Annotated in this window: 20 protein-coding genes and 1 tRNA gene; 14 read left to right on the top strand and 7 right to left on the bottom strand. The window is 49.0% G+C overall.

Going from position 1 to position 21,188, the window contains the following annotated elements; all coding sequences use genetic code 11:
* Positions 1-79 precede the first annotated feature (79 nt).
* Together MJZ25_07730 and MJZ25_07735 are read right to left on the bottom strand one after the other, a co-directional pair.
* Positions 80-152: transfer RNA gene (locus MJZ25_07730), tRNA-Ala, on the bottom strand.
* A 236-nt stretch (positions 153-388) separates the two neighbouring features.
* Positions 389-934, bottom strand: coding sequence for a peptidylprolyl isomerase (locus MJZ25_07735; GenBank protein MCQ2124060.1), 546 nt, complete (start codon positions 932-934; stop codon positions 389-391).
* A gap of 337 nt (positions 935-1,271) precedes the next feature.
* Between MJZ25_07735 and pyrR the strand changes: the two genes are divergently transcribed.
* The 9 genes from pyrR to MJZ25_07780 all read left to right on the top strand — a co-directional run bounded on the left by pyrR (position 1,272) and on the right by MJZ25_07780 (position 11,015).
* Entirely contained in the window at positions 1,272-1,829 is a 558-nt protein-coding gene (pyrR, locus tag MJZ25_07740; protein MCQ2124061.1) for a bifunctional pyr operon transcriptional regulator/uracil phosphoribosyltransferase PyrR, read from the top strand.
* A gap of 1 nt (position 1,830) precedes the next feature.
* The gene (locus tag MJZ25_07745) at positions 1,831-2,784 is read left to right on the top strand and encodes an aspartate carbamoyltransferase catalytic subunit (GenBank protein ID MCQ2124062.1); all 954 of its coding nucleotides are present in this window, start codon (positions 1,831-1,833) and stop codon (positions 2,782-2,784) included.
* Complete coding sequence (locus MJZ25_07750) at positions 2,777-4,072, top strand: dihydroorotase (GenBank protein ID MCQ2124063.1); 1,296 nt, start codon at positions 2,777-2,779, stop codon at positions 4,070-4,072. The genes MJZ25_07745 and MJZ25_07750 overlap by 8 nt, the downstream gene beginning before the upstream one ends.
* A gap of 13 nt (positions 4,073-4,085) precedes the next feature.
* Positions 4,086-5,093 carry a PilZ domain-containing protein gene (locus tag MJZ25_07755; protein MCQ2124064.1) on the top strand — a complete coding sequence of 336 codons (1,008 nt, stop codon included), beginning with the start codon at positions 4,086-4,088 and terminating at the stop codon, positions 5,091-5,093.
* A 110-nt stretch (positions 5,094-5,203) separates the two neighbouring features.
* Positions 5,204-6,349 carry a pilus assembly protein PilM gene (pilM, locus tag MJZ25_07760; protein ID MCQ2124065.1) on the top strand — a complete coding sequence of 382 codons (1,146 nt, stop codon included), beginning with the start codon at positions 5,204-5,206 and terminating at the stop codon, positions 6,347-6,349.
* A complete protein-coding gene (locus tag MJZ25_07765; GenBank protein ID MCQ2124066.1) occupies positions 6,349-6,960 on the top strand; it encodes a PilN domain-containing protein in 612 nt (203 codons plus the stop codon). Before pilM ends, MJZ25_07765 begins: the two co-directional genes overlap by 1 nt.
* 1 nt (position 6,961) lies before the next feature.
* Entirely contained in the window at positions 6,962-7,564 is a 603-nt protein-coding gene (locus MJZ25_07770; GenBank protein ID MCQ2124067.1) for a type 4a pilus biogenesis protein PilO, read from the top strand.
* Entirely contained in the window at positions 7,561-9,411 is a 1,851-nt protein-coding gene (locus MJZ25_07775; protein ID MCQ2124068.1) for a pilus assembly protein PilP, read from the top strand. Before MJZ25_07770 ends, MJZ25_07775 begins: the two co-directional genes overlap by 4 nt.
* The gene (locus tag MJZ25_07780; GenBank protein MCQ2124069.1) at positions 9,408-11,015 is read left to right on the top strand and encodes a type IV pilus secretin PilQ; all 1,608 of its coding nucleotides are present in this window, start codon (positions 9,408-9,410) and stop codon (positions 11,013-11,015) included. The genes MJZ25_07775 and MJZ25_07780 overlap by 4 nt, the downstream gene beginning before the upstream one ends.
* A 180-nt stretch (positions 11,016-11,195) precedes the next feature.
* Here the strand turns inward: MJZ25_07780 and holA are convergent, their stop codons facing one another.
* Positions 11,196-12,161 carry a DNA polymerase III subunit delta gene (gene holA / locus MJZ25_07785; protein ID MCQ2124070.1) on the bottom strand — a complete coding sequence of 322 codons (966 nt, stop codon included), beginning with the start codon at positions 12,159-12,161 and terminating at the stop codon, positions 11,196-11,198.
* 9 nt (positions 12,162-12,170) lie between these two features.
* A complete protein-coding gene (gene greA, locus MJZ25_07790) occupies positions 12,171-12,635 on the bottom strand; it encodes a transcription elongation factor GreA (protein ID MCQ2124071.1) in 465 nt (154 codons plus the stop codon).
* Positions 12,636-12,738: 103 nt separating this feature from the next.
* Here greA and argJ point away from each other — a divergent pair, with 103 nt between their 5' ends.
* Positions 12,739-13,956: a bifunctional glutamate N-acetyltransferase/amino-acid acetyltransferase ArgJ gene (gene argJ / locus MJZ25_07795; GenBank protein ID MCQ2124072.1), complete on the top strand. Its 1,218-nt coding sequence runs from the start codon at positions 12,739-12,741 to the stop codon at positions 13,954-13,956.
* A gap of 52 nt (positions 13,957-14,008) precedes the next feature.
* Here argJ and MJZ25_07800 read toward each other — a convergent pair whose 3' ends face one another.
* The 3 genes from MJZ25_07800 to MJZ25_07810 form a co-directional block, all read right to left on the bottom strand.
* A complete protein-coding gene (locus tag MJZ25_07800) occupies positions 14,009-15,241 on the bottom strand; it encodes a DNA recombination protein RmuC (protein MCQ2124073.1) in 1,233 nt (410 codons plus the stop codon).
* A gap of 185 nt (positions 15,242-15,426) precedes the next feature.
* The gene (locus MJZ25_07805; GenBank protein ID MCQ2124074.1) at positions 15,427-16,359 is read right to left on the bottom strand and encodes a hypothetical protein; all 933 of its coding nucleotides are present in this window, start codon (positions 16,357-16,359) and stop codon (positions 15,427-15,429) included.
* 18 nt (positions 16,360-16,377) lie between these two features.
* A complete protein-coding gene (locus tag MJZ25_07810) occupies positions 16,378-17,490 on the bottom strand; it encodes a glycosyl hydrolase family 8 (GenBank protein MCQ2124075.1) in 1,113 nt (370 codons plus the stop codon).
* A 74-nt stretch (positions 17,491-17,564) separates the two neighbouring features.
* Between MJZ25_07810 and MJZ25_07815 the strand changes: the two genes are divergently transcribed.
* The 4 genes from MJZ25_07815 to MJZ25_07830 all read left to right on the top strand — a co-directional run bounded on the left by MJZ25_07815 (position 17,565) and on the right by MJZ25_07830 (position 21,176).
* On the top strand, positions 17,565-18,428 hold the full coding sequence (locus MJZ25_07815; GenBank protein MCQ2124076.1) for an NAD(P)/FAD-dependent oxidoreductase: 864 nt from the start codon (positions 17,565-17,567) through the stop codon (positions 18,426-18,428).
* Between the two features lie 193 nt (positions 18,429-18,621).
* Positions 18,622-19,443: a hypothetical protein gene (locus MJZ25_07820; protein ID MCQ2124077.1), complete on the top strand. Its 822-nt coding sequence runs from the start codon at positions 18,622-18,624 to the stop codon at positions 19,441-19,443.
* Positions 19,444-19,479: 36 nt separating this feature from the next.
* Positions 19,480-20,142, top strand: coding sequence for a fibrobacter succinogenes major paralogous domain-containing protein (locus MJZ25_07825; protein MCQ2124078.1), 663 nt, complete (start codon positions 19,480-19,482; stop codon positions 20,140-20,142).
* 209 nt (positions 20,143-20,351) lie between these two features.
* Positions 20,352-21,176, top strand: a complete 825-nt coding sequence (locus tag MJZ25_07830; protein MCQ2124079.1) for a TIGR02147 family protein — start codon at positions 20,352-20,354, stop codon at positions 21,174-21,176.
* The last annotated feature ends 12 nt before the right edge of the window (positions 21,177-21,188 follow it).

The following is a 21,188-nucleotide window of genomic DNA, read 5'->3' on the forward strand; positions in this document are numbered from 1 at the left end:
TTTCTGCTGGGTGTGGAGGCTTGCGATTGACGTGTTTTGGAAAACAAAAAAGACCCGCTTTGAAGCGAGTCTTTTTTAGTGGAGCTAAGGAGATTCGAACTCCTGACCCCCACGCTGCCAGCGTGGTGCTCTACCAACTGAGCTATAACCCCGAGGGTGACTCAAATATTGAAATTTATTAGTAATCTGTCAAGGGGGGAGGGTGGAAAAATCTGAAGATTTTTCCACAGTTATGAATTATGAAGTATGAATTATGGAATGAGAACTATGAATTGCGAGCTTGTCGCATCGTTTGGAACGGAACATTTTGAGTTGCGTTGGCTCAAAACAAAAAAAAACGCAGGTTTTACCCTGCGCTTTTATCGTTAATTTGTTGCTTTTTAACGAATTAGACGGTTTCGATGGTCACGGATTCGATGGTGACGTCTTCGAACGGTGCATCGCGACGGTCGGTCTTGACACCTGCGATTTCGTCGAGAACTTCGAAACCTTCATAGAGCTGGCCAAAAACAGAGTAGCCTTCGTTCTTGCCGCCGTTTGCCGGATGGTCCAAGAAATGGACGTCGTCGCCATGGACAATGTAGAACTGGGAACCGATGGAGTGGGGCATCATGGTCTTTGCCCAGGCAAGAGCACCGCGCATGTGGGTGAGGCAAGGATCGTACTTGTCGTCGATGGTGGTGCCCGGGCCGCCAGCTGCGTGGCCACCGGTACCGTTGCGGTTGGTAAAGTCGCCGCCCTGGATCATGAAACCAGAGATAATGCGGTGGAAGGGGGCGCCGTCGTACTTGCCCTGCTTTGCAAGTTCAATGAAGTTGGTTGCGCATTCGCCAACGCGTTCCGGGAAGAGGCGGAGCTTCATAACGCCGAAGTTTGTCTTCATGATGGCGACAGTTTCGCCTGCCTGGGGCTTATCCAGCTGATTAAATGCCATGGAATTATCTCCTGTGATGTTTCAGGCTCCAGGCTCCAGGCACGAGAGGCGAGGAACTGGACCTTGAGTTGATTGTTTCTAGAACGCAATATATATAAAAAAGAAACTTTGTAGTCTGTTGTAATGAAAAAAACGAGAAATCCTTTTATAACTCTATGATATTCAATGAGTTAGATTCGATGAAGTGGTTGATGGGCGCTTTTCCCTTATTTTTGCCGTGCATCGAAGAACTCTTGAACCTGCCTAAAATCGGTCTTTTCTTGCATTTTAGGCCGTTTTCCAATATTCAAATAATCTAAATTCGGGAGTTAGAAAACCGAAAAAAGTCAGATTGAATATGAAAGATAACTGCAAAAAAATCCGTGAGCTTCTAAGTGCTCAGGCCATGGAATTCGCCTTGGACGAAATGGCCGCTAAGATTGCAAAAATTCACCCCACAGCCGATGACGTGGTAATCCTTGGTATGGCTAGCCGCGGCATTCCTCTGGCAAAAAAGTTGAAGGAACGTCTGGAAGCCAAGTTCGGCAAGTCCATTTCCTTCGGCAGCCTGGATGCCACATTCTACCGCGATGACTTCCACTACCGTAAGCACGTTTCTACCGAAATGCGCATTACTGAAATGCCCGCTTCCGTAGAAGGCAAGACCGTGATCCTGGTGGACGATGTTCTTTATACCGGCCGCTCCGTGCTGGCCGCCATGCGCGCAGTTCTGGATCTTGGTCGTCCGGCTGCTATCCGCCTTTGCGTTCTTGTTGACCGCGGTCATCGTGAACTGCCCATTGCACCCGACTGCGTCGGTCTCTCTGTGGAAACCGCCCAGGACCAGGAAGTCCGTGTGCAAATCGAACCTATTGATCAAGAAAATTCTGTATATCTCGTAGAAGTGGAGGCTTAAAGTGAGCGCTTTGCAAATCAAGCATTTGTTCGGGCTCCAGGGCGTGTCCAAGCAGGACATCCGCACTATTCTCGACAACGCAAAACAGTTCCGTGAAATTTTGGAACGTCCCGTAAAGAAGGTTCCGAGCCTTCGCGGTCTCACTGTGGTGAACTTGTTCTTTGAAAACAGCACCCGCACCCGCACCAGTTTTGAACTGGCTGAAAAGCGCCTCTCTGCTGACACCGTGAACTTCACTACCGCAAGCTCCAGTGTGAAGAAGGGCGAAACTCTGGTGGACACTCTCCGCAACATTGAGTCCATGAAGATTGATATCGTGGTGGTCCGCCACAAGGGAACTGGCGTTCCTAAGTTCCTTGCCGAACACAGCAACGCCATCGTGGTGAACGCAGGCGACGGTGCTCATGAACATCCGACCCAGGGTCTTCTGGACATGCTCACCATCGAAGAAAAACTTGGCACTCTGGAAGGCAAGAAGGTGGCAATCATCGGTGACATCCGCCACAGCCGCGTGGCTCGCTCCAACATCTGGGGCATGACCACCATGGGCGCTCATGTCACTCTCTGCGGTCCGTCCACTCTGGTTCCCCGCAATACCGAACTGCTGCAGTATCCTGAACTGGCTGGCTCCGTCAGCTGGGAAACCGATGTGAAGAAGGCTGTCGCCGACGCTGACGCCGTCATCGCTCTTCGTTTGCAGAACGAACGTATGGACGATGCGCTTTTGCCTAGCACTCGCGAATACCGCAACTTCTTCGGTATCACCGACGAAGTTCTCGCTTGCTGCAAGGACAAGGTAATCATCATGCACCCGGGTCCCATCAACCGCGGCGTGGAACTTGATTCCGACATCGCCGACGGCGAACATTCTGTAATCCTTGACCAGGTGACCAACGGCGTGGCTGTACGTATGGCTGTGCTTTACCTTTTGGCTGGAGGTCGTGCAAATGACTAAGGCATGCGAAAAGAAAATTGAAAATGTTGTTTTGAAGAACGTCCGCGTTTGGGACGGTGCAAAGTTTGTCCAGAAGGACGCTATTGCAATTGCTAACGGTTATGAAGTTGAACCGGACTACTTCACCAAGAATCCTGCCGAACTGGATGGGGAAGTTGACTGCGCTGGCGCCATGGTGATGCCTGCGCTATTCGCCCTTGGTGTTGATTTCCGTGAACCGCTTCGCGACGATATCTACACAGCAAAGGATGGTATCAAGGCTATGCGTAAGGGTGGCTTCTACGGCGCTCTCTACGAAAGTTCTGCAAATCCGGTGGACGACAGCGAAAAGCTTGCCGCTCTTGAAAATCGCTTGGCTGGCCAGAACATGAAGTTCGCCGTACTTGGCGCCTACAGCGTTGAATTCGGTAGCGACCGCTTGGCTGAAATGCTTGAACTCGCAGAAGGCAACGAAGACCTGGACGTGAAGGGTGTTGCTGGCTTCGGTGATGGCAATGCAAGTATTCCGCACAACCGCTTCATCCGCCTTGCCATGGAATACGGCAAGATGACCGGCAAGCGTTTCTTCTTCCAGCCCATGGACAAGACACTCCGCAAGAGCGGTTGCGTTCACGAAGGTGCCTACTCCGACATGATGGGTATGAAGGGTATTCCACGTATTGCAGAAACAATTGCGGCATACACCGTTCTTGAAAACGCTCGCTTCCTGCAGGTGCCGGTTCACTTCAAGCAGGTGACCTGCGGTGAAACTCTGGACTTGATCCGCGACGCCCGCAAGAAGGGCATCGACGTCACTTGCGACGTGGACATGTACCACTTGCTGTTTGACGACTCCGTCCTTACCTCAACGGATTCCGCATTCCATCTGCTTCCGCCCCTCCGTGCCGCGGCAGACCGTGAAGCCTTGTTGAAGGGCCTTGAAGACGGAACCATCAACGCTATTAGCGTGAACCATACTCCGGTGCTCCGTCAGGACAAACAAGTTAATTTCGAAGATTCCGTACCAGGTGCAGTTTCCCTGGAAGTTGCTTTGCCTGCTCTTTGGAAGTTGCTCAGCGAACGCTTCGGCGAAGCCAAGACAATTGAACTTCTCTCTACCGCACCGGCAAAGATTGCTGGTGTGACAGCAGATGAAAAGCTCATGAACATTGTTGTTCTTGCCGACAAACCTCACACTGTTGCTGAATCTGACTTTGCAGGTCATGTCTGCAACTCTCCGCTGGTGGGTACAGAACTTTCTACGACAATCGTTGGCTCCTACATCGGTGGTGTCTGGACTAACGCATAGCTAGAGGTTGTCGTTGATCGTTGTTGAACCGTTACAATTAGTCTGGATCGCGTTCATCATCTTCTTGTTCTTGCTGTTGTTGATTTTGTTGGAAATCCATCGAATCAACTACCGTCGCGACAACGAGGAGATGTTTGGCTCGGAAGCCTTTGACGAAAAGGTCAAGGACTTTGCGTTTACTGCCAAGGAAAAACGAACTCTGGAGAAGATGGTCCGTACGTCGTCCTTTGAAAACAAGGATGCGGTCATCAATTCTTCTGGTTTGTTCGAACAGGCCGTAACAAATTTTTATGACTATCGTAACGTTTTCACGATTCGTGACGAAACCGTTGATGCCGTTGAGAGCATCCGCGAAAAGATGGGATTCACTGCGGCGAATCCTTTGACGCAGGTTTGCTCTACGCGTCAGTTCTGCGTGGGAGACCGCATAGACTTGTTCCTTGACGACGGGAAGGTTTTTAAGCATTCGGAAATTATCCATCGCTCCGAGAAGGAATGGTTCATTGCCTACGATGAAAGCTATGGACCTGCGTTGTCGTTTGTTGGCAAGACTGTTCTTGTCCGTTGGACGCGTCCTGACGACGCTGTGTATTCCGCACGTTTGCAAGTTCGATCCTGTTTGCCGGGGCAATTGATTCTTCCTCATACGGCAATTCTTGATAAGAAACAGTTGCGTCGTTGGGTTCGTGAACTTGTTTCGTTCCCGGTGGTGGCTACATTCCCGGATGGATCGTCCTGCAGTGGCTCTTTGCTGGACCTTTCCGCAGGCGGTATTATGATCGGTTTGCCTGTGGAATGCCATTCCGGCCAGCATCTCCATATCGAATTTGAGTTGCCGAGTTTCGGTGAAGAGAACGTGGAAATTGAAATTCTGCGTAATCTTGGCCATAAAAACAGTAATTACCCCGATTACTTCTGTCTGACCGCCTCCTTCACTGGTGAGTTCGGTTGGACTCAGGAAAGGGTGCTTCAGTACATTTTTGAGGTGAATAAGAACAAAAAACAGGGGGTTAAGGCGTAGAAAATGGTCATAACTTGTTCATTTTCAACGACTTAGCGGAAAATTCGCTTGACATTCGTCGTTTATAAAGGTAGAATTTACATTGTATTGTTTCCTCTTGGAGTTTTATTTTGGCTTTAGGATTAATTGCGAAAATTCGTGGTGTGCGCGAAACGGTCGGTATTGATGTTGGTCATTACAGCATCAAGTACGTCAAGGTTTTGCATAACGCCAACGGGGATCGTATCGTTGTGGATGCGGACTTAGAGCGCGTTCCTGATGGAGCCATCGTCAACGGTGAAATTCAGGTGCGTGATAGTGAAGCCTCGACCGAGGGTGATGGTCCGCGCGAAAAAGATGGCAGCGATCTGCTGGGCGAAGCTCTCGCTAAGTTGTTGCTGCGTCATCCTTTGGATGAATCCAGCGACGTTGTCGTCTCTGTAAATTGCGGTGCTGGTGCCGGTGGTATCCTCGTGGATAAGCTCTCTGTGAAGGTGCCTAAGAACGGTAACGAAGCGGCTATTATTCTTCAGACCGCCCAGTCCCGTCCGCCCTTTGATGACCAGGATAACGTCATCGACTATGAAGTTTATTCTCGCGAAGGCGACGAACTTAAGGTGAACGTCGTCGCCGCAAAGAACGCCTTGCTCGACTCCTGGGCCAAGTTCTTTACTCGTCGCGATGTTCGCATTTCTGCCATGGATGTGGATATTTTTGGTCTTCTCAATGCTTATGTAGCAACGGCAGACTCCAAGGAACTCGAAAATACAACAGCCGTTTTCAACATTGGCGAAAAGAAGATGAGTGTGGCTTTCTTGCAGGATGGCAAGTTCCATTCCATGCGTGCCATGACTGGTGGTTCGCTGGATATGGTGGTCAACAAGACCTGCATGAATCTTGGCATTGATGCCGAAAAATGTCACGAAATTTTTGACAAGGGTGACATGTCCATCGTTGATGGATTCTCTGAAGCAGAAGTGGAAGCCGCTCTTAAGATTGCATACGAAGACTTGATGGCACAGATCGATTTCGGTATCCGCTACTTCTCGTCTTCCGAAGATTCCAAAACCCTCAACAAGATCCTGCTGGGAGGCGGTGGCGCCGCAATTCCTGGCCTTAAGGAATACATTGCTGAACGTACTGGTGTTGAAACGGATACAGTTAATCCGTTCCGCCTTGCAGAATGCGATGCCAAGGTCTTTGGTGAAGGCGGTATCTCCGTTGCTCTGTCCAACATTTACGCCCCGGCTTTGGGCCTGGCTATGAGGAAATTCTAATGGCAGCGAAGAAAAAAGAATCTCCTAGGAATGCTCTAGCCATTTCCATCAACCTCATGCCGGTGGAATTCCGAAAGAAGCAGAAAGACTTCTCTTGGGCCACCGACCGTCGCACTATTTGGCCTACCGTTGCTCTTATCGTAGCTGCAGTTTGCATTTACATGCTGAGCACCTTTATGACTGAAACGACCAGTGCATTGAACGAAGAATTGACTCGCGTCAAGGCCGAGGTTGAACGTGAACGTCCCCTTCTTTCCAAGATCAGCGATCTTGAACAGAAACAGGGTATCGTGAATACAAAAATTAATGCACTGAAGTCCATTCAGGTGAGCAAGAAGCGTTGGGTTGTTTTGTTCGAAAACATCTCTTCCGTGTTGCCGCCGAACATGTGGTTGACTAGCATCAACCAGATGGGTGAATATGACCTGGAAATGAAGGGCACTACTTTTGACTTCTCGGAAGTTGCCGAATACATGGTCAAGCTGGAAAAACAGCCTAGTGTACAGAACGTGTCTTTGGTGACAATCTCTACCATAAAAGTGGATGGAGAAGAAGCCTATAGCTTTACCATCAAGGTTGTCCTGAATAAGGATATCGGACAGGAGGGCTAATATGGGTAATATTGACTTTAAAGACAAAAAGAACATATACGCCATTGCAATCATCCTCCTGATTCTGGGTGCGGCATACTACGTGTACGACTACATGTGGAATCCGTTTGTGATGGAACGTGAACGCCTGGAAAATGAACTCCAGTCCGCCCAGGGTGAACTTGACAAGATCAATGCCAAGAAGCATCGTGTTGCTGAATTGGAATTGCAGCTTGTCCAGGCCGAGAAGGATTTCGAAAAACTGAAGGAAATGTTCCCGGAAGAAGAAAAGGTTCCTCTGCGCCTGCAGGACCTCTATTCAGTGCTTCGCAGCTCCGGTGTCCAGATTCAGAAGTTTAATCCTGAAGGTCGCGGTGTTGCTCGTGAACACTACATTGAAAACCGTTACTCCATTGCTGTGAATTCCGGTTATCATATGTTGGGTTATCTGTTTGCTGAAATTGCAAACTTCAATTATCCCACGGCAATCACGAATCTTAGACTTTCTCGCTATTCTGGCATTGCTGCTGAAATCCAGAAGGCTGAAACTCACGGTTGGACTCCGATTACCATGTCTGTGTCCTTCAATCTGACCACCTATACATCCAAGAAGGTGGGCCAATGATGAAATGTAAGTTCCTTATTTTGTTCATGTTGGCAGCTGTCGCATCCTATGCGGCACAGATCAACGATGTCCGCTTTGTCTGCGACAAGGGCTGCCGTTTGGTGTTCTCCTTTGCATCTGACAAGGACTTGCCGACATTCTTCCAGAAGTATGATGCTGCTACAAAGAAGTTCACTGTGGGCTTCTCTGAAACCAGCTTTGCTCTTGGCGAAGGCTCTTTCAATGTGGATGGCAAGTCCAAGTTCGTGAAGAGCATGAAGGTCTTTAAGGAAACCTTCCGCGGAACAAACTTCCTGAAGATTGAAATGGAAGTTGGTGAAGCCGTTTCTTCTGACAAGAACGAAATTTCTTTGGATAAGGCTAACTTCCTTGTGAAATTCAAGGGCAAGGGCGGCAAGGATTGGACTTTGTCCAAGATGTACGCAAGCCGCAAGAAAGCTGCCGAAGCAGAAGCTGCAAAGCAGACCGTTCTTGACAAGAAGGCTGCAGCCAAGGCCGCCAAGGAAGAAAAGCTTCGTCTTGCTGCAGAAAAGAAAGCTGCAGAAAAGGCTGCCAAGGAAGAAAAGCTCCGCTTAGCTGCAGAAAAGAAGGCTGCAGAAAAGGCTGCTCTTGAAGAAAAGAAGCGCCTTGCTGCAGAAAAGAAGGCTGCTGAAAAGCAGGCTCTCCTTGACAAGAAGGCTGCAGAAAAGGCTGCCAAGGAAGAAGAAAAACGTATCGCTGAAGAACAGAAACAGTTGGAAAAGGCCATCAAGGAAGGTGGTGCTATTTCTGCCCTTCTCCCGAACTTGAAGGAAATGACCGTCTTGATTGGTTCCGGCATGGAACAGTTCCGACTGGTTGCTACTTCTCCCATCGAAATCAAGAACGTTACTGGTCCGGATAAGGCTTCCATCATTACTGTTGGTATGTCTGGTCCGCAGAAGTCTCCGGTCTTTAAGATTGGTGCAGGCTCCATGATCAAGTATGTGACCTGGGGTGCTAATGGTCTTAAGATTCAGCTCCAGACTGGTGTGAATCCCGTGATGATGGTTCAGGAAGGTGCTTTGATTCTTCAGATTCAAGAAAACAAGGTCAAGAAGGATGGCTTTGTTTTCTGGTCTGCTCAGCCCACTGGTATTTATATCAGAGACTGGATGAAGGCTGTTGAAGAAAAGCCGAGCTTTGATGTGTTTGTGAAGAAATTTGAAAAGGACAGCAAGAAGATTGTTTCTGGTTCTCAGACTTTCCACCTGCGTCCGGTTGTTCGTGAACTGATTGTGGTTTCCGATGAAATTGAATTCTATGCAGCACCTAACGAAAACGCTCAGGTCTTGCATCGTCTTGTATTCGGTGACCGCCTTGTCAGCATTGACTTGAATGGTCTTTATCGTAAGGTCCAGTTTGGCAATCGCGTTGGTTACGTTAACAAGCGCTCTGTTAGTTTCCGTGATGAACTTTCCTCTGTTCAGGCAGAACGTTTGAAGCAGGTGGATAAGGAACGTGGGGAAGAACTGAATGCTATTGAAGGCCCCACAAGCAAGCTTGAAGATCTTTATGAAGATCGTGTTACCTATAGCTCTTTCGGTCGCCGTGATCCGTTTGTTGAAATTAAGGGTCTTGTCGAAGAAGGCATTAACATTGACCAGGTTGAACTTGTCGGTATTATTTGGGAATCTGAAGTTCCCATGGCAATTTTGGTTGAAACCAAGAATCCGTCTGTTTCCTACACTGTTAAGGAAGGCGATAAGATTCTCAACGGAAAGGTCTTGAAAATTACACAAACTGACGTGCTCTTCCTTATCCAGGAATTTGGTGTGAGCCGTCGCTACTCCATGGGTCTCCCTGATAAATTTGGAGGTCAAAAGTGAAAAAGTTGACGAAAATTTTAACAGTTCTTCTTTTGGTCGCTGGCATCGCTACGACTTGGGCCGCTCCTGCCTCAGGTACCGTTGCTCCGAACAAAAAGTTGTATGACTTTAACTTCGTGAATATGGATTACGAAGCGGTCTTCAGATCTATTTCTGTGATTGCCGGCGTTGACATTCTTATGGCTCCCGATGTCAAGGGTAAAACCAGCCTCCGCGTCACCAAGAAGACCTGGCAGGAAACTTTGGACATTCTCTGTAGCTTGAATGACCTGACTTGGGTGATCCAGGATAAGTACATCACCATCCAGCGCCAAGCCACCTACCAGGCAAAGCAGAAGAAGATTGCCGACGAAGAAGCTCAGGCTGAACAGAATGCTCCGCTGGTTCGTAAGAACTTCCAGGTGCATCATGCAAAGGCTGACGAACTCGTGAAGGTTCTCGAAAGCATGAAGTCTCCCCGTGGTAAGATCACCACCGTTGAACGCACCAATTCCATTATCGTTTACGATACCGATGCTAAGATTGAGCAGATGGAAAATGCCATGACTGAATTGGATATCGAAACCTTGCAGATCATGATTACCGCAAAGCTCGTTGTGGTGAACAGCGAACGCGCTCGTGAACTTGGTGTTGACTGGGCTATGAATGCTGGCAATGTTGCTCTTACTCCGGGTACCGCTGTTGCAGGAACTGGTTCCGCTGCAGGAAATACTCGTACCAGCGCTGCAATCCAGTCTTTCCCCCATGGTGGCGCTTCTCCTTCCGTTGCAGGCGCAACGACTGCTATTACCGCAAGCCTCTTGGACAACAACCTTCAGATTGCTATCAGCAACTTGATGGGTGACGCTTCTACTGAAGTTCTCGCTAGCCCCCAGGTTTCTACTCTCGACAATACTCAGGCAGAAGTCTTCATGGGTGACCAGGTCTCCATCCGTGTGATTGACGATAGTGGTGAATCTTCCAACCAGATGGTTGAAACTGGTATCAAGCTGACTGTTACTCCTCATGTTTCTGGCGACAACCGCATCTTGCTTGACTTGAATCCGCAGAACAACTCCTACGACTATGACTCCAAGGGTCAGATCGTTATCAGTAAGCAGGAAGCAAAGACCAAGGTCGTTGTGGCTGATGGTGAAACTATCGTGATCGGTGGTCTTACCCGTAACGAAACCCAGGAATCTGAAAGCGGTATTCCGTTCTTGAAGGACATTCCGCTTATCGGTAACCTCTTCAAGTACACTCGTAAGTCTGTTGTGAAGAAGGACCTGGTTATCTTCGTTACTCCGCGTATCATTCGCAACTACGTTGGCAACGTTGACATTTCCGAAGCTCCTATCCGCATCGCTAAGGATGAAAAGGAAGAAGGCAAGTCCGCTCCTGAAGCCAAGAAGGTTGAAGAAGCTCCTGCTCAGGAAACTGTCGAACAGGAACAGCCTGCAGCACAGCCTGTTGAAGAACCGGCTCCTGCTCAGGAAGAAGTGGTTGAAGAACCCGTTGCTGAAGAACCGGCTCCTGCTGCAGAGCCTGTGGCAGAAGAACCTGCTCCTGAAGCACCGGCTGCTCCGGCTGCGGAAGAAGAAGATGACGACGACGGATGGGACTGATAGATTAGAGGCACGAGGCTCGAGGTTCGAGGCTCGAAGGTGCTAAATCAAGTATAAAGGCTCCGCGATGCGGGGCCTTTTTTATACAAGAAAACCGCCGGATGAATTGGCGGTGTTTTTCTTATTCCGTTTGATGAATGCCGGAATGGCTGCGGGTGCGCTGACGTTTTCGGGAGTGGGTTAGCGGACCACGAGGGCGGCGAGAGCCAGTTCCTGACTGACGGTAGTCCAGCTGGAACTCTTGAATTCGTAGTTCAGTTCTGCCAAGCGATTGATGACGCGGCAGAGGAGCGGCTTGCCCCAACGGCGGCAGCATTCGGCGGCGTTGCCTTGCTTGCAGAAAATGTAGGCGTTCTTGCCCAATTCCTGGGCTGCGTCTTCCTGGGATTTACCCTTGGCGGTAAGGGACATGAAGTTCAGCAAATCGACGGCATGGCTGTAGAGAGCATTTGCGACTCTGATGGCGTCACCACCACCGTAGAGAATTTCGTGAAGTTTCTTGGTGTAGCCAGCTGGGTCGCGCATCCCGAAGAAATTAAGGATTTCGTAGGGAGGAATTTCGCGCTGGGGAACCACAAGCATCTTGACCAGGTCCAATGTAATCTTGGCACAGTCGGGCTTGTACAGCAGAACCTTTTCGATTTCTTCGCTGACGAGGCGGGTGTTTGTGCCTAAGGCGTCGGCCAGATATAGGCTTGCGTTGGGATCGATGGCCTTATGGAAATGGGTCGGCACCATGGCTGAGATCCATTCCTGCATTTTGTATTGCTTGGGTTCCTCGTATTTTTCGACTTTGCCAACCTTAGCGAGAATCTTGTACAATTCGGAGTTGGCGCGAAGTTCTTCGAAGTCCAGCAACAGCTTGCAGTCGGGGGCGTCCTTGAGCCAGCGGGCGAGAGCCTTGGATTCCTCGGCTTTCATGGCATCGGCCTTGCGGACTACCACCGCCTGTTCTGGAGCGAACATGGAGACCGCTCCACAGCTTTCCATGATGAGCCCTGCCACGGAAGGAATATTGGTATCAGATGCATACACGATCTGCTTGGAAAGCGGGTCGTCTTTGCGGTCACCAAGAGCGTCAAGCAGGAACTTGTCGATCAGCTTGTCCTTGGTGAACTGGTCCTTGCCGATGAGGGCTAAAATCATAGCTGTAGCTTACTTGAAGTCGACGATTTCGAACTTGTTCTTGCCCTTGGGGGTAACAACTTCGACGATTTCGCCCTTCTTTTTGCCCATGAAAGCAGAACCCATGGGGCTCTTGAAGCTGATCTTGCCATTCATAGGATCAACACCTTCGGGGCTAACCAACTGGTAAGTCACTTCGCGCTTGGTGGCCAAGTTCTTGGCAATGACGGTAGCGCCAAAGCGGACGGTGTCGGAATTTGCATCAAATTCAACGATGATTGCATTGGAAATCTGGTCTTCCAGCTTGGGAATTTCCAGATCGATATGAGCCAGCATTTCCTTGGCGGCATGATATTCTGCGTTTTCGCTCAGGTCGCCTTGCTTGCGGGCTTCTTCCATTTCGTCAACAACGCGGGGACGTTCAATCTTCTTGAGGAAATTGTAACGTTCAACCAGCTTGTCGTAAGTTTCTTTAGTACAGGGTGTTTTTGCCATAGCCTTAAATTAGAATTTTTTTAGGGGAGTAAACCAGGTAAAGGCTAGCGAGGAGGCTTTTTTTGTTGTATATTTAGCGTGTAAAAAATCAATAGGAGATACTATGTATACTGTGTTGGAAAAAGGCGGCGTCTGCTCTCCCAAGGGCTTTACCGCAGCCGGTATTTGTGCCGGCATCAAGGCCAGCGGCAATGCTGATATGGCTCTTCTGAAGAGTGAAAAGGCTGCACGCTGCTTCGCTGTTTTCACAACCAATAAGGTTAAGGCTGCCCCGGTCCTTTACGACAAAGCAGCCTTGGAACACGCTCACTTTGCTTCTGCTGTTATCGTGAACAGCGGTAACGCAAATGCATGCACTGGCGAACAGGGTTACAAGGATGCCGAACGCATGGCTGCTCTTACCGAAGAAGCTCTCGGCCTTACTCCGAAGAGCGCTCTCGTTTGCAGCACCGGCGTTATTGGTCACCTGATGCCCATGGACAAGATCGAAGCTGGTATTCCTCGCTTGGTGGAAAAGCTTCGCGCTGATGCTTCCGAAGAATTCGGCCGCGCAATTCTTACTACTGACTTGGCTTTGAAGAGCCACGCTGTTGAAATCCAGACCGAAAAGGGTGTGGTCACCATCGGTGGCGCCTGCAAGGGTAGTGGCATGATCCACCCCAACATGGCTACCATGCTGGCTTTCATTACCACTGACCTTGGTTTGCCTATCGACTTCTTTGCTGAATTCCGTGCAAACATCGCAGACTCCTTCAACGCTATTACCGTTGATGGCGACACCAGCACCAACGATACTTGCATCCTCCTTGCCAACGGCATGAGCGGCATCAAGTACGAAGATCTTACCTTGTCTGAACAGGGCGAATTCCGCGCAGCTCTCACCATGATTATGCAGAGCCTCGCTAAGGATATCGTTCGCGACGGTGAAGGTGCTACTAAGCTTATCGAACTCCGCATTGAAAAGGCTGAATCCCACGAAGAAGCTTTGAAGATGGCTCGTTTCATCGGTACCAGTAACTTGGCCAAGTGCGCCATGTTCGGCGAAGACCCCAACTGGGGCCGTATCCTGAGCTCTGCTGGTTCCAGCGGCTGCAACATGGTTGCTGAACATACCGACCTTTACTTCGGCGATGTCCAGGTTCTTGAAGGCGGCCGTCCGGTGCAGCTTTCCAAGGAACAGATGGATGCTCTTCATGCGGTTGTTCGTCAGCGTGAATACAAGGTTACCTTGGTGCTGAACATCGGTCATGCTAGCGCTAGCGCATTCACTTGCGACTTGAGCTACGACTATGTGAAGATCAACGCTGAGTACACAACGTAATTTTTGCCGTTCGTCTGTAAAAAAAGCCTCGGGTAAAACCGAGGCTTTTTCGTTATTCTTGAGGATCGCTTTTTAGCAAGGCTTCGTCTATGTCAAGAAGCCCAGGAACGAGATGCTTGTCGCTTTGTTTTGCGCCGAGTTGAACCAATTTACCACAGGTGGTGATGATGCTTTGGCCACGAGGGCTAAGTTTCTTTTCTCCGTCTTCATAGGCGCTTTGTGCCTTGTTCAGTGCTGCCCCAATAGCTTGATATTTTTCCATAAACAGGCCTACACGTTCAATCATTTCATTTGCCAGTTCAAAGACTTGTTCGTGGTTCTGCGCTTGGGCGATTTGGGTCCAGGTAAGATCAATCATGCGAAGCGCTGCGTACAAGGTCTGTTCATCTACAATGTACACGTGCTTTGCCATGGCGTCGCGCCATAGGGACGGTGCTTCGTTCAATGCGGTCCATAGGGCTGCTGAATGGGGTACGAACATGATAACATAATCCATCTTGACCTTGGGTGCCATGATGTAGGAGGAATAATCCTTTCGGGAAAGCTCGTCTACATGTTTCTTGAGGCTGGTAACGTGGGCAGCCAGGGCTGCTGCACGCTGTTCCTCTGTTTCTGCATTGACGAAGTCCATAAAGGCTGTCATGGAAACCTTGGAGTCGATGATGACTTCGCGCCTGTTGTCCAAATGGAGGATGAAATCGGGACGGAGGCTATGGCCTTTTTCGTTTTTGATAAGGTTGCCTTGTGAATCTCGCAGGGTTTCCTGGGAATCGTAGTGGGCTCCTTGTCCATCAAGAAGATCCTTGAGAACGGTTTCGCCCCAGTCGCCCTGAATTTTGGAGCTATGCTTAAACACACGGCTTAGTTCTTCGGCGCTGGCTTTTGCATTTTCGCTCATTTTGATGGCGTTTTCAATTTGGGTTTTCAAAGCCCCGCTTAATTCAGAGTGCTCTTTGGTGGAAACCTTCATGGCTTCTTCCATCTTTTTGATGGTTTCCTTCAGAGGGCTTACGATTTGCTCCATATTCTGGCCATTGGTCTTTGCAAATTCCTGTTGGCGTTGCTTAAGCATTTCATCTGTGGCAATTTTCAATTGCTCCTGAACCTTGGCGATGGTTTCGTCAAAGCGAAGTTGCTGTTCCTTCAGGGCAAAATCTCTCAATTCCTTGGACGACTGTAGTTGCGCCTGCAAAAGGGCTTGCTTATTGCGAGAGGCTAGAATGCCGATGATGACGCCAAGAATTGCGCCGAGGATTATGCCGATGATGATGGGTAAAATTTCCATGAACGATTCTCCATTTACACTTGTAAATCTATTATCGTAAAATGGCACTGGAATGACAAAAAGAAAACTCCCGGAAAAATTCCGAGAGCTTAAGTTTTTATCAAAGACTACTAGGTTTCCGACTTAGGAATTAAAAATCGGAATTCGTAACCTGCAATTTGTAATTCGCAATTCGTAATTAGAATCTAGTCCTTGATGCAGCGGAGACTTGCTGCGTGTTCGGGCTTGAACTTCTCGAACTTGGCAATGTCCTTGTCGTGGAAGAAGGTGAGGACTTCTCCGTTGCTAACCCAGAAATAAGCCTTTTGACCCGCGCCTTCAAACTTACGGTCCTTGAGGGCTACATCACTCTTGGCGAAATGACCGCCACCGGCCTTTGCGCCAAAGCCCAGTTCATCCTTGCCGTTGCCGTAGTTTGCGGTTCCCTTCAGCGGGTCCCAACCATAGCCAGCCTTGAGGGCAATACCTGCTTTAGTTTCTACGCTAGCGTAGGTCAGCAAGACTTGCCACTCATCCTTGGATGGCATATGGAATCCTTCAAGACAAGCCTTCTGTGCGTTTTCGAAATCGTATAGGCGTCCCCAGTGGTTGCACTGTGCGCAGAGAGAACCGCTAGCGGTAGCGTAGTTCATGTTTTCCGCAGTCCAGAGCTGGGTGCCGATGCGAATCCATTCGTAGGAAATGCCATCGCGAGGATCCTTGTAGCTGCCGCTTGTGGCCGGGTTGCCATCTTCGCCGTAGTATTCGCCGAATTCAATTTGCTTGTTCTGCTTGTAGTTTGCCTTGGAGGCCATCTTGCCGTTCTTATGGTAACGGGTTACAAGACCTTCGATGTAGCCGTCTTCGTAGTTGTACTCAGCCTGCAAGGTGCCGTCTTCGTAGTATTCCTTGGAAACTCCCTGGCGACGGTCGTTTACGTAAGAGGCTTCACGCTTGACATTGCCGTTTTCGTAGAATTCCTTTTCAGGACCTTGTTTCTTGTTGTCTACGTAAGTTGCTTGGGAACGGATCTTTCCGCTGGGGTAGGTTTCCGTACGGATGTCGTCTCCACAAGCAGACAAGGTGGATAGTGCAAAAATGCAACCGACAATGGGCAACATCTTGGTGAACTTGTTCATTCTTAACTCCCGTTTTTTTTAGAAAGAAATTTTGCCTGCGGTAGCAAGCAAACCGATCATGTATAACATGCCGTCGTAGTATCGCCAAATTCTGCAAGGCACGGAAAGCGCCGCAAGATCTTTGACAAAGGGTTTGAGAAGGGCGTCGTCTGCGCTCAAAACCTGGGTGGCTGCTGCGTTCATTGCAATAACACCCGGGGTTGCGGCTCTTCCCTGGCGGGGGAATGCGCCGCCGTCTACAGAGTAGTCTGCAAGGTAGGGTCGATTGCTTTCGCAGAAGAAAAGGATTCTTTCGCAAATGTCCTTTTCGCACTTGTGGCCGCGGAACAAGGCGTAGTCCAGGCCAAGGTTCATGGCAACTCGCCATGCGTCACCACTGAAGCAGTTGCTTTCGGGGTACCAGGGGGTTGCGCGCGGAGTGCCGTCAAATTCTGAGTATTCGGAGCAAAGACCTGTTTCGAAGTGGGCTGCTTTCTGGATGTACTCAATACTCTTGTCTGCAATGGATAGCCATGTGTCGTCGCCGGTGGCTTCTGCAAACGCGCGGTAGAAGGCGATGGTGTGGTAACTGGGGTCGGTAAAGTCGTTGCCGGTGACCGGGGAAAAACGAACCATGAGGCGTTTCGGGTCGATAATGGGTCGGACTTCTCCGTTGTCGGGTTTGTTCCGCATCCAGTTGATCAGTTCTACGGCCTCCTGCTTGAGTTCCGGACGCCCAAATTTTTCGGCGGCAATAAGCAAGGCCATGGCAAAATATTCTTCGCCATCGGGGGCTGCTCCTGGATCCATCATGCTGAAATCAGTGGTGGATACCTGCCAGGAAAAATAACCCTGGTGAGGACCGTCGTTGTTGCGTAAATAACGCTTGGTAAAATTCCAGAGTTTGTCGAACTGCTTTTCGTGACCGGTGAGAGCGCAGATGTACATGCCGTAGCTCATGCCCTCGGAACGGATATCATCGTGGCCGATATCTACGATGTAGGACATGTCGTCGGAAGCATCGAAGCAGACTCTTTCATCTATGGGATCGCCTTCAAAAAGCTTGCTATAGGCATTTTGAATCAACTGGTTAGCAAAGTTCGGGCCGTAACCCGCTTCAACAAACATGTCTCTTGGCTTAAATCGTTCCATAGAAGTCCCTTTTTTATTCCCCAAAAACTTGCTACTAAGATAAATAAATTCATATCTTTGTAAGGAGGTTTTTTATGTCAGATATGTTGATTTTAGGTTATGGTCCGGCTGGTGTTTCTGCCGCCTTGTATGGTTTGCGCTCAAATCTGGAGGTTCAGCTAGTGGGAAAGGATAGTGGATCCCTCCAGAAGGCCCATTTGATTGAAAATTACTATGGCTTGGAAAAGCCTCTGACTGGTTCCGAACTTGTGGAAGTGGGCAAGAAGCAGGCCCTGGCACTTGGGGCCCGGATTGCCGAAGATGAAATCACAGACCTGATGTTTGATGGTTCTGAATTTGTTGCTACAGGCCTGAAGGGAGAATACCGCGGCAAGGTTTGCATTATGGCTACGGGTTCTGCCCGTAAAAAGCAGCCTCTTGCCGGTATGGCAGAAATGGAGGGTCATGGCGTCAGCTACTGCGCTGTTTGTGATGCCTTTTTCTATCGTCAGAAGAACGTGGCCGTTCTCGGTTCTGGTGAATACGCTCTGCACGAAGCTACTGAACTTTTGCAGGTGGCTTCTAGCGTGACCTTGCTTACCAATGGCGAACCGCTGAGCGCTCAATTCCCTGAAACCATTAAAGTTGAAACCCGCAAGTTGAAGGGCTTGGTAGGTGAGGGTGTTTTCAAGGGCGTTACCTTTGATGACGAAAGTGTCGGCGAATTCGACGGTCTGTTCGTGGCTCTTGGCAGCGCGAATTCGACGGACCTGGCTCTGAAGGCAGGTGCTGCTTTTGATCAGGGTAAACTTGTACTGGACGAAAACTTGATGTCTACTGTACCTGGGCTCTATGCTGCAGGCGATTGTACCGGTGGCGTTCTCCAGGTTTCTGTGGCTGTTGGCGAAGGTGCTAGAGCAGGTCTCGCTGCAATTAAATATTTGCGAGAGAATCGATAATTGTTGCGGCTGCTGGTTTGATTATTGCGCCTGATGAATAAACCGTCGCCGCAACCATTGGAATTTTGAATAAAGTAAATCCGCCGAGCGCTTAGTTGGATTGATGCGTCGAATCACTCTTCTCACGAATCCTGATAAATGCAACTTGCATTGCCCTCTTTGCTTTTTGAATCAGCGGGGGAGTGACTTTGGCATGGGTGAAATGAGTTGGGATGTGGCCAAAGCTGCTGTGGAAAAGTATGCCGCTGAAAACGCCTCGAGCTCGAGGAATGCTGCTGAAAACGCTTCACGTTCGGGACTGCGCGAAGTGATTCCCAGTACCATGGGGGAACCTTTACTTTATTCGTACTTTGAAGAGCTATTGAACCTTTGTGTGGAACGTGGCATTTCGCTTAACTTGACCACCAACGGAACGTTTCCAGGAATCTGGGGAACTGACGAAGGAATGCGTAGGCTGCTGAAGGCTTGCAATGACATTAAGGTTAGTTCCTTGGCTTCGGAATGCTTTGGGGATTGGAAACGTAACATAGAACGACTGGTTGAAATCCGGAAGAACTTTGCAAATTTGACGGAGCCTGCCGCAACCATATCCCTTCAAGTAACGCTTCACAAGGAAAACTTGATGATGATTCCTGAAATCATAGCCTGGGCGGAAGCCATCGGCATCGAACGCATCAAATGGAATACTGCAGTGTTCTTGAGCGTTGCGCCGGTCGCGCTGCGGGAACGCTATGCTTTGCCTTTGGAACGAGTATCGGAAATTCGCAATTATGTAAAAGGCTTTGCAGCACTTGGTTCTCGCGTGAAGCATGAAGGAAACTTGTTCTTTGAAAGGCGAGGAAACGAAACTGCGCAAGGTTCCGTGCAAAGCTCGAATGGAGAAATCTGCGGTTTTGACGATGAACTTTGGATTCTTCCGGATGGTTCTGAACAGCACTGCCCTAATCCGGAAAGACGTTTCGGAAATAGGAATGCGCCCGAGGCGCTTTGCGTAAACTGCCCCATGAGACGCTAGTGCATTTCTATCTTTGCGGGAAAACTTGAAGGCCCTATGATTCGTTATCTTGTTCACATCACTTTGTCTGTACTGCTGGCAACTCCCGTTTTGGCAGCTAAAACACCCTCCAAGAAATCTGCGAAGGCTAAACCAGCGACTGCATCTGTTGCGAAGGCTCCCAAGGCTAATCAGCTGGTGGATTCCCGCGACAAGCAGAAGTATCGCACCGTTACAATCGCAGACCTTGAATGGATGGGCGACAACCTCAATTACGAAACCGCCGGCAGTTCCTGTTACAAGGATGAAGAGGATCAATGCATGGCCTATGGCCGCCTGTATACTTGGGACGCCGCTAAAAGTGCGTGCCCCGCGGGATTTCGCCTGCCTACCCATGAGGATTTTGAAAGTCTTTGGACTGCTGCCGGCGCCGATTTCAATGCGGGCTATCTGCTGAAAACGGATTATGGCTGGAACGGCGACACCAATGGTAACGATACTTTGAAATTCAGCGCCATGCCTGCAGGCAACCGCTTTGACGACGAAACCTATGGCAACATGATGAAGTTCGCCTTCTTCTGGAGTGCCGATGATTCCTCCGAAGGCATCGCCGAAGGTAGCGCCCGCGTGTGGTATCTGACTTCCAAATCCATGGCTTTCGGCTACATGTCCAAGCCCAAGGATTTCGGTTTCTCCGTAAGGTGCGTTCGAGAAAAGTAATTCCCAGCCAGATTTGCGACAATCGTACATCATTTTGCAACGAAAAGGCCCGCCTCAAAAGCGGGCTTTTTTTATAAAACAAGAATTATGTTTCATATAAAACAAAATTATTAATGTTTATTAAAAACTTTGAAATTTTATTAAAAATTATGCTTTTTGTTCTATAAAATTGTTGTTTTTTATAAAATTCTTAGCTATATTGGTTCTTGATGAGACCTATAATCGAATATAAAGATTACCGTGTTTATATAAATGATTATTACCGGGAACGCAAGGAACGTTCCGGATTTACTTGGCGTGAATTTGCGAAGGTTGCGGGTTATGCTTCGGGTTCTTATTTGAAACTTGTGTGTGGTGGAAAGACTCGTCTCACTCAAGAGGGAGCTGCAAAGACTGCTGAGGCCATGGGGCTTGCTGGTTATGAACAGAAATATTTTCTGTTGATGGTGGAATATAACGATGCTAAAGGTCGCGAAGAAAAACGGACCGCTTTCGAAAAAATGATTACCTTGGGAAAGGAACATAAGGTAAAAATCGCAGGCGATGAATTCTTCAATTACTTTTCGTCTTGGCGTAATCCGGTACTTCGCGAATTGGTGCCGGCAATGCCTAATGCCAAACCTTCTGAAATTGCTGATCAGTGCTATCCAAGAGTCAGTGCTGCGGAAGTTGTAGAAACAATCAAGTTTTTGAAGGATCGCGAATTGCTATGCCAAGATAACGAAGGCTGTTATCATTTGACTGACCGCGTGATTTCTACGGGTCCGATGGATGTGGTGCCTGAAGCTGTTCATGCAATGCAGTTGGAAATGGCTGAACTGGCAAAGAATGCCTTGATGGATTTGCCCATAACGGAACGAAACTTTAGCGGTCTCACTCTTGGAATTACGAAAAAAGCCTACGGAAAGATTCTTGAAGAAATGGCGGAGTTCCGTAGAAGAGTTATTGCGATCGCAACAGACGATGATGAAACAGATCAGGTTTATCGATTGAACTTGCAACTGTTTCCGTTGACAAAATCTTTGAATGATTAGGAGGAACCTTTT

The organism is Fibrobacter sp., assembly GCA_024399065.1.
GTDB lineage: Bacteria > Fibrobacterota > Fibrobacteria > Fibrobacterales > Fibrobacteraceae > Fibrobacter.

Coding starts and splice junctions, on each gene's coding strand:
- greA (MCQ2124071.1), bottom strand. CDS start 12,635: ATGGCAAAAACACCCTGTACTAAAGAAACTTACGACAAGCTGGTTGAA.
- MJZ25_07820 (MCQ2124077.1), top strand. CDS start 18,622: ATGGGTGAAATGAGTTGGGATGTGGCCAAAGCTGCTGTGGAAAAGTAT.
- MJZ25_07805 (MCQ2124074.1), bottom strand. CDS start 16,359: ATGAACAAGTTCACCAAGATGTTGCCCATTGTCGGTTGCATTTTTGCA.
- MJZ25_07800 (MCQ2124073.1), bottom strand. CDS start 15,241: ATGGAAATTTTACCCATCATCATCGGCATAATCCTCGGCGCAATTCTT.
- MJZ25_07815 (MCQ2124076.1), top strand. CDS start 17,565: ATGTCAGATATGTTGATTTTAGGTTATGGTCCGGCTGGTGTTTCTGCC.
- MJZ25_07810 (MCQ2124075.1), bottom strand. CDS start 17,490: ATGGAACGATTTAAGCCAAGAGACATGTTTGTTGAAGCGGGTTACGGC.
- MJZ25_07825 (MCQ2124078.1), top strand. CDS start 19,480: ATGATTCGTTATCTTGTTCACATCACTTTGTCTGTACTGCTGGCAACT.
- MJZ25_07830 (MCQ2124079.1), top strand. CDS start 20,352: ATGAGACCTATAATCGAATATAAAGATTACCGTGTTTATATAAATGAT.
- MJZ25_07770 (MCQ2124067.1), top strand. CDS start 6,962: ATGGGTAATATTGACTTTAAAGACAAAAAGAACATATACGCCATTGCA.
- argJ (MCQ2124072.1), top strand. CDS start 12,739: ATGTATACTGTGTTGGAAAAAGGCGGCGTCTGCTCTCCCAAGGGCTTT.
- MJZ25_07765 (MCQ2124066.1), top strand. CDS start 6,349: ATGGCAGCGAAGAAAAAAGAATCTCCTAGGAATGCTCTAGCCATTTCC.
- holA (MCQ2124070.1), bottom strand. CDS start 12,161: ATGATTTTAGCCCTCATCGGCAAGGACCAGTTCACCAAGGACAAGCTG.
- MJZ25_07775 (MCQ2124068.1), top strand. CDS start 7,561: ATGATGAAATGTAAGTTCCTTATTTTGTTCATGTTGGCAGCTGTCGCA.
- pyrR (MCQ2124061.1), top strand. CDS start 1,272: ATGAAAGATAACTGCAAAAAAATCCGTGAGCTTCTAAGTGCTCAGGCC.
- MJZ25_07750 (MCQ2124063.1), top strand. CDS start 2,777: ATGACTAAGGCATGCGAAAAGAAAATTGAAAATGTTGTTTTGAAGAAC.
- MJZ25_07735 (MCQ2124060.1), bottom strand. CDS start 934: ATGGCATTTAATCAGCTGGATAAGCCCCAGGCAGGCGAAACTGTCGCC.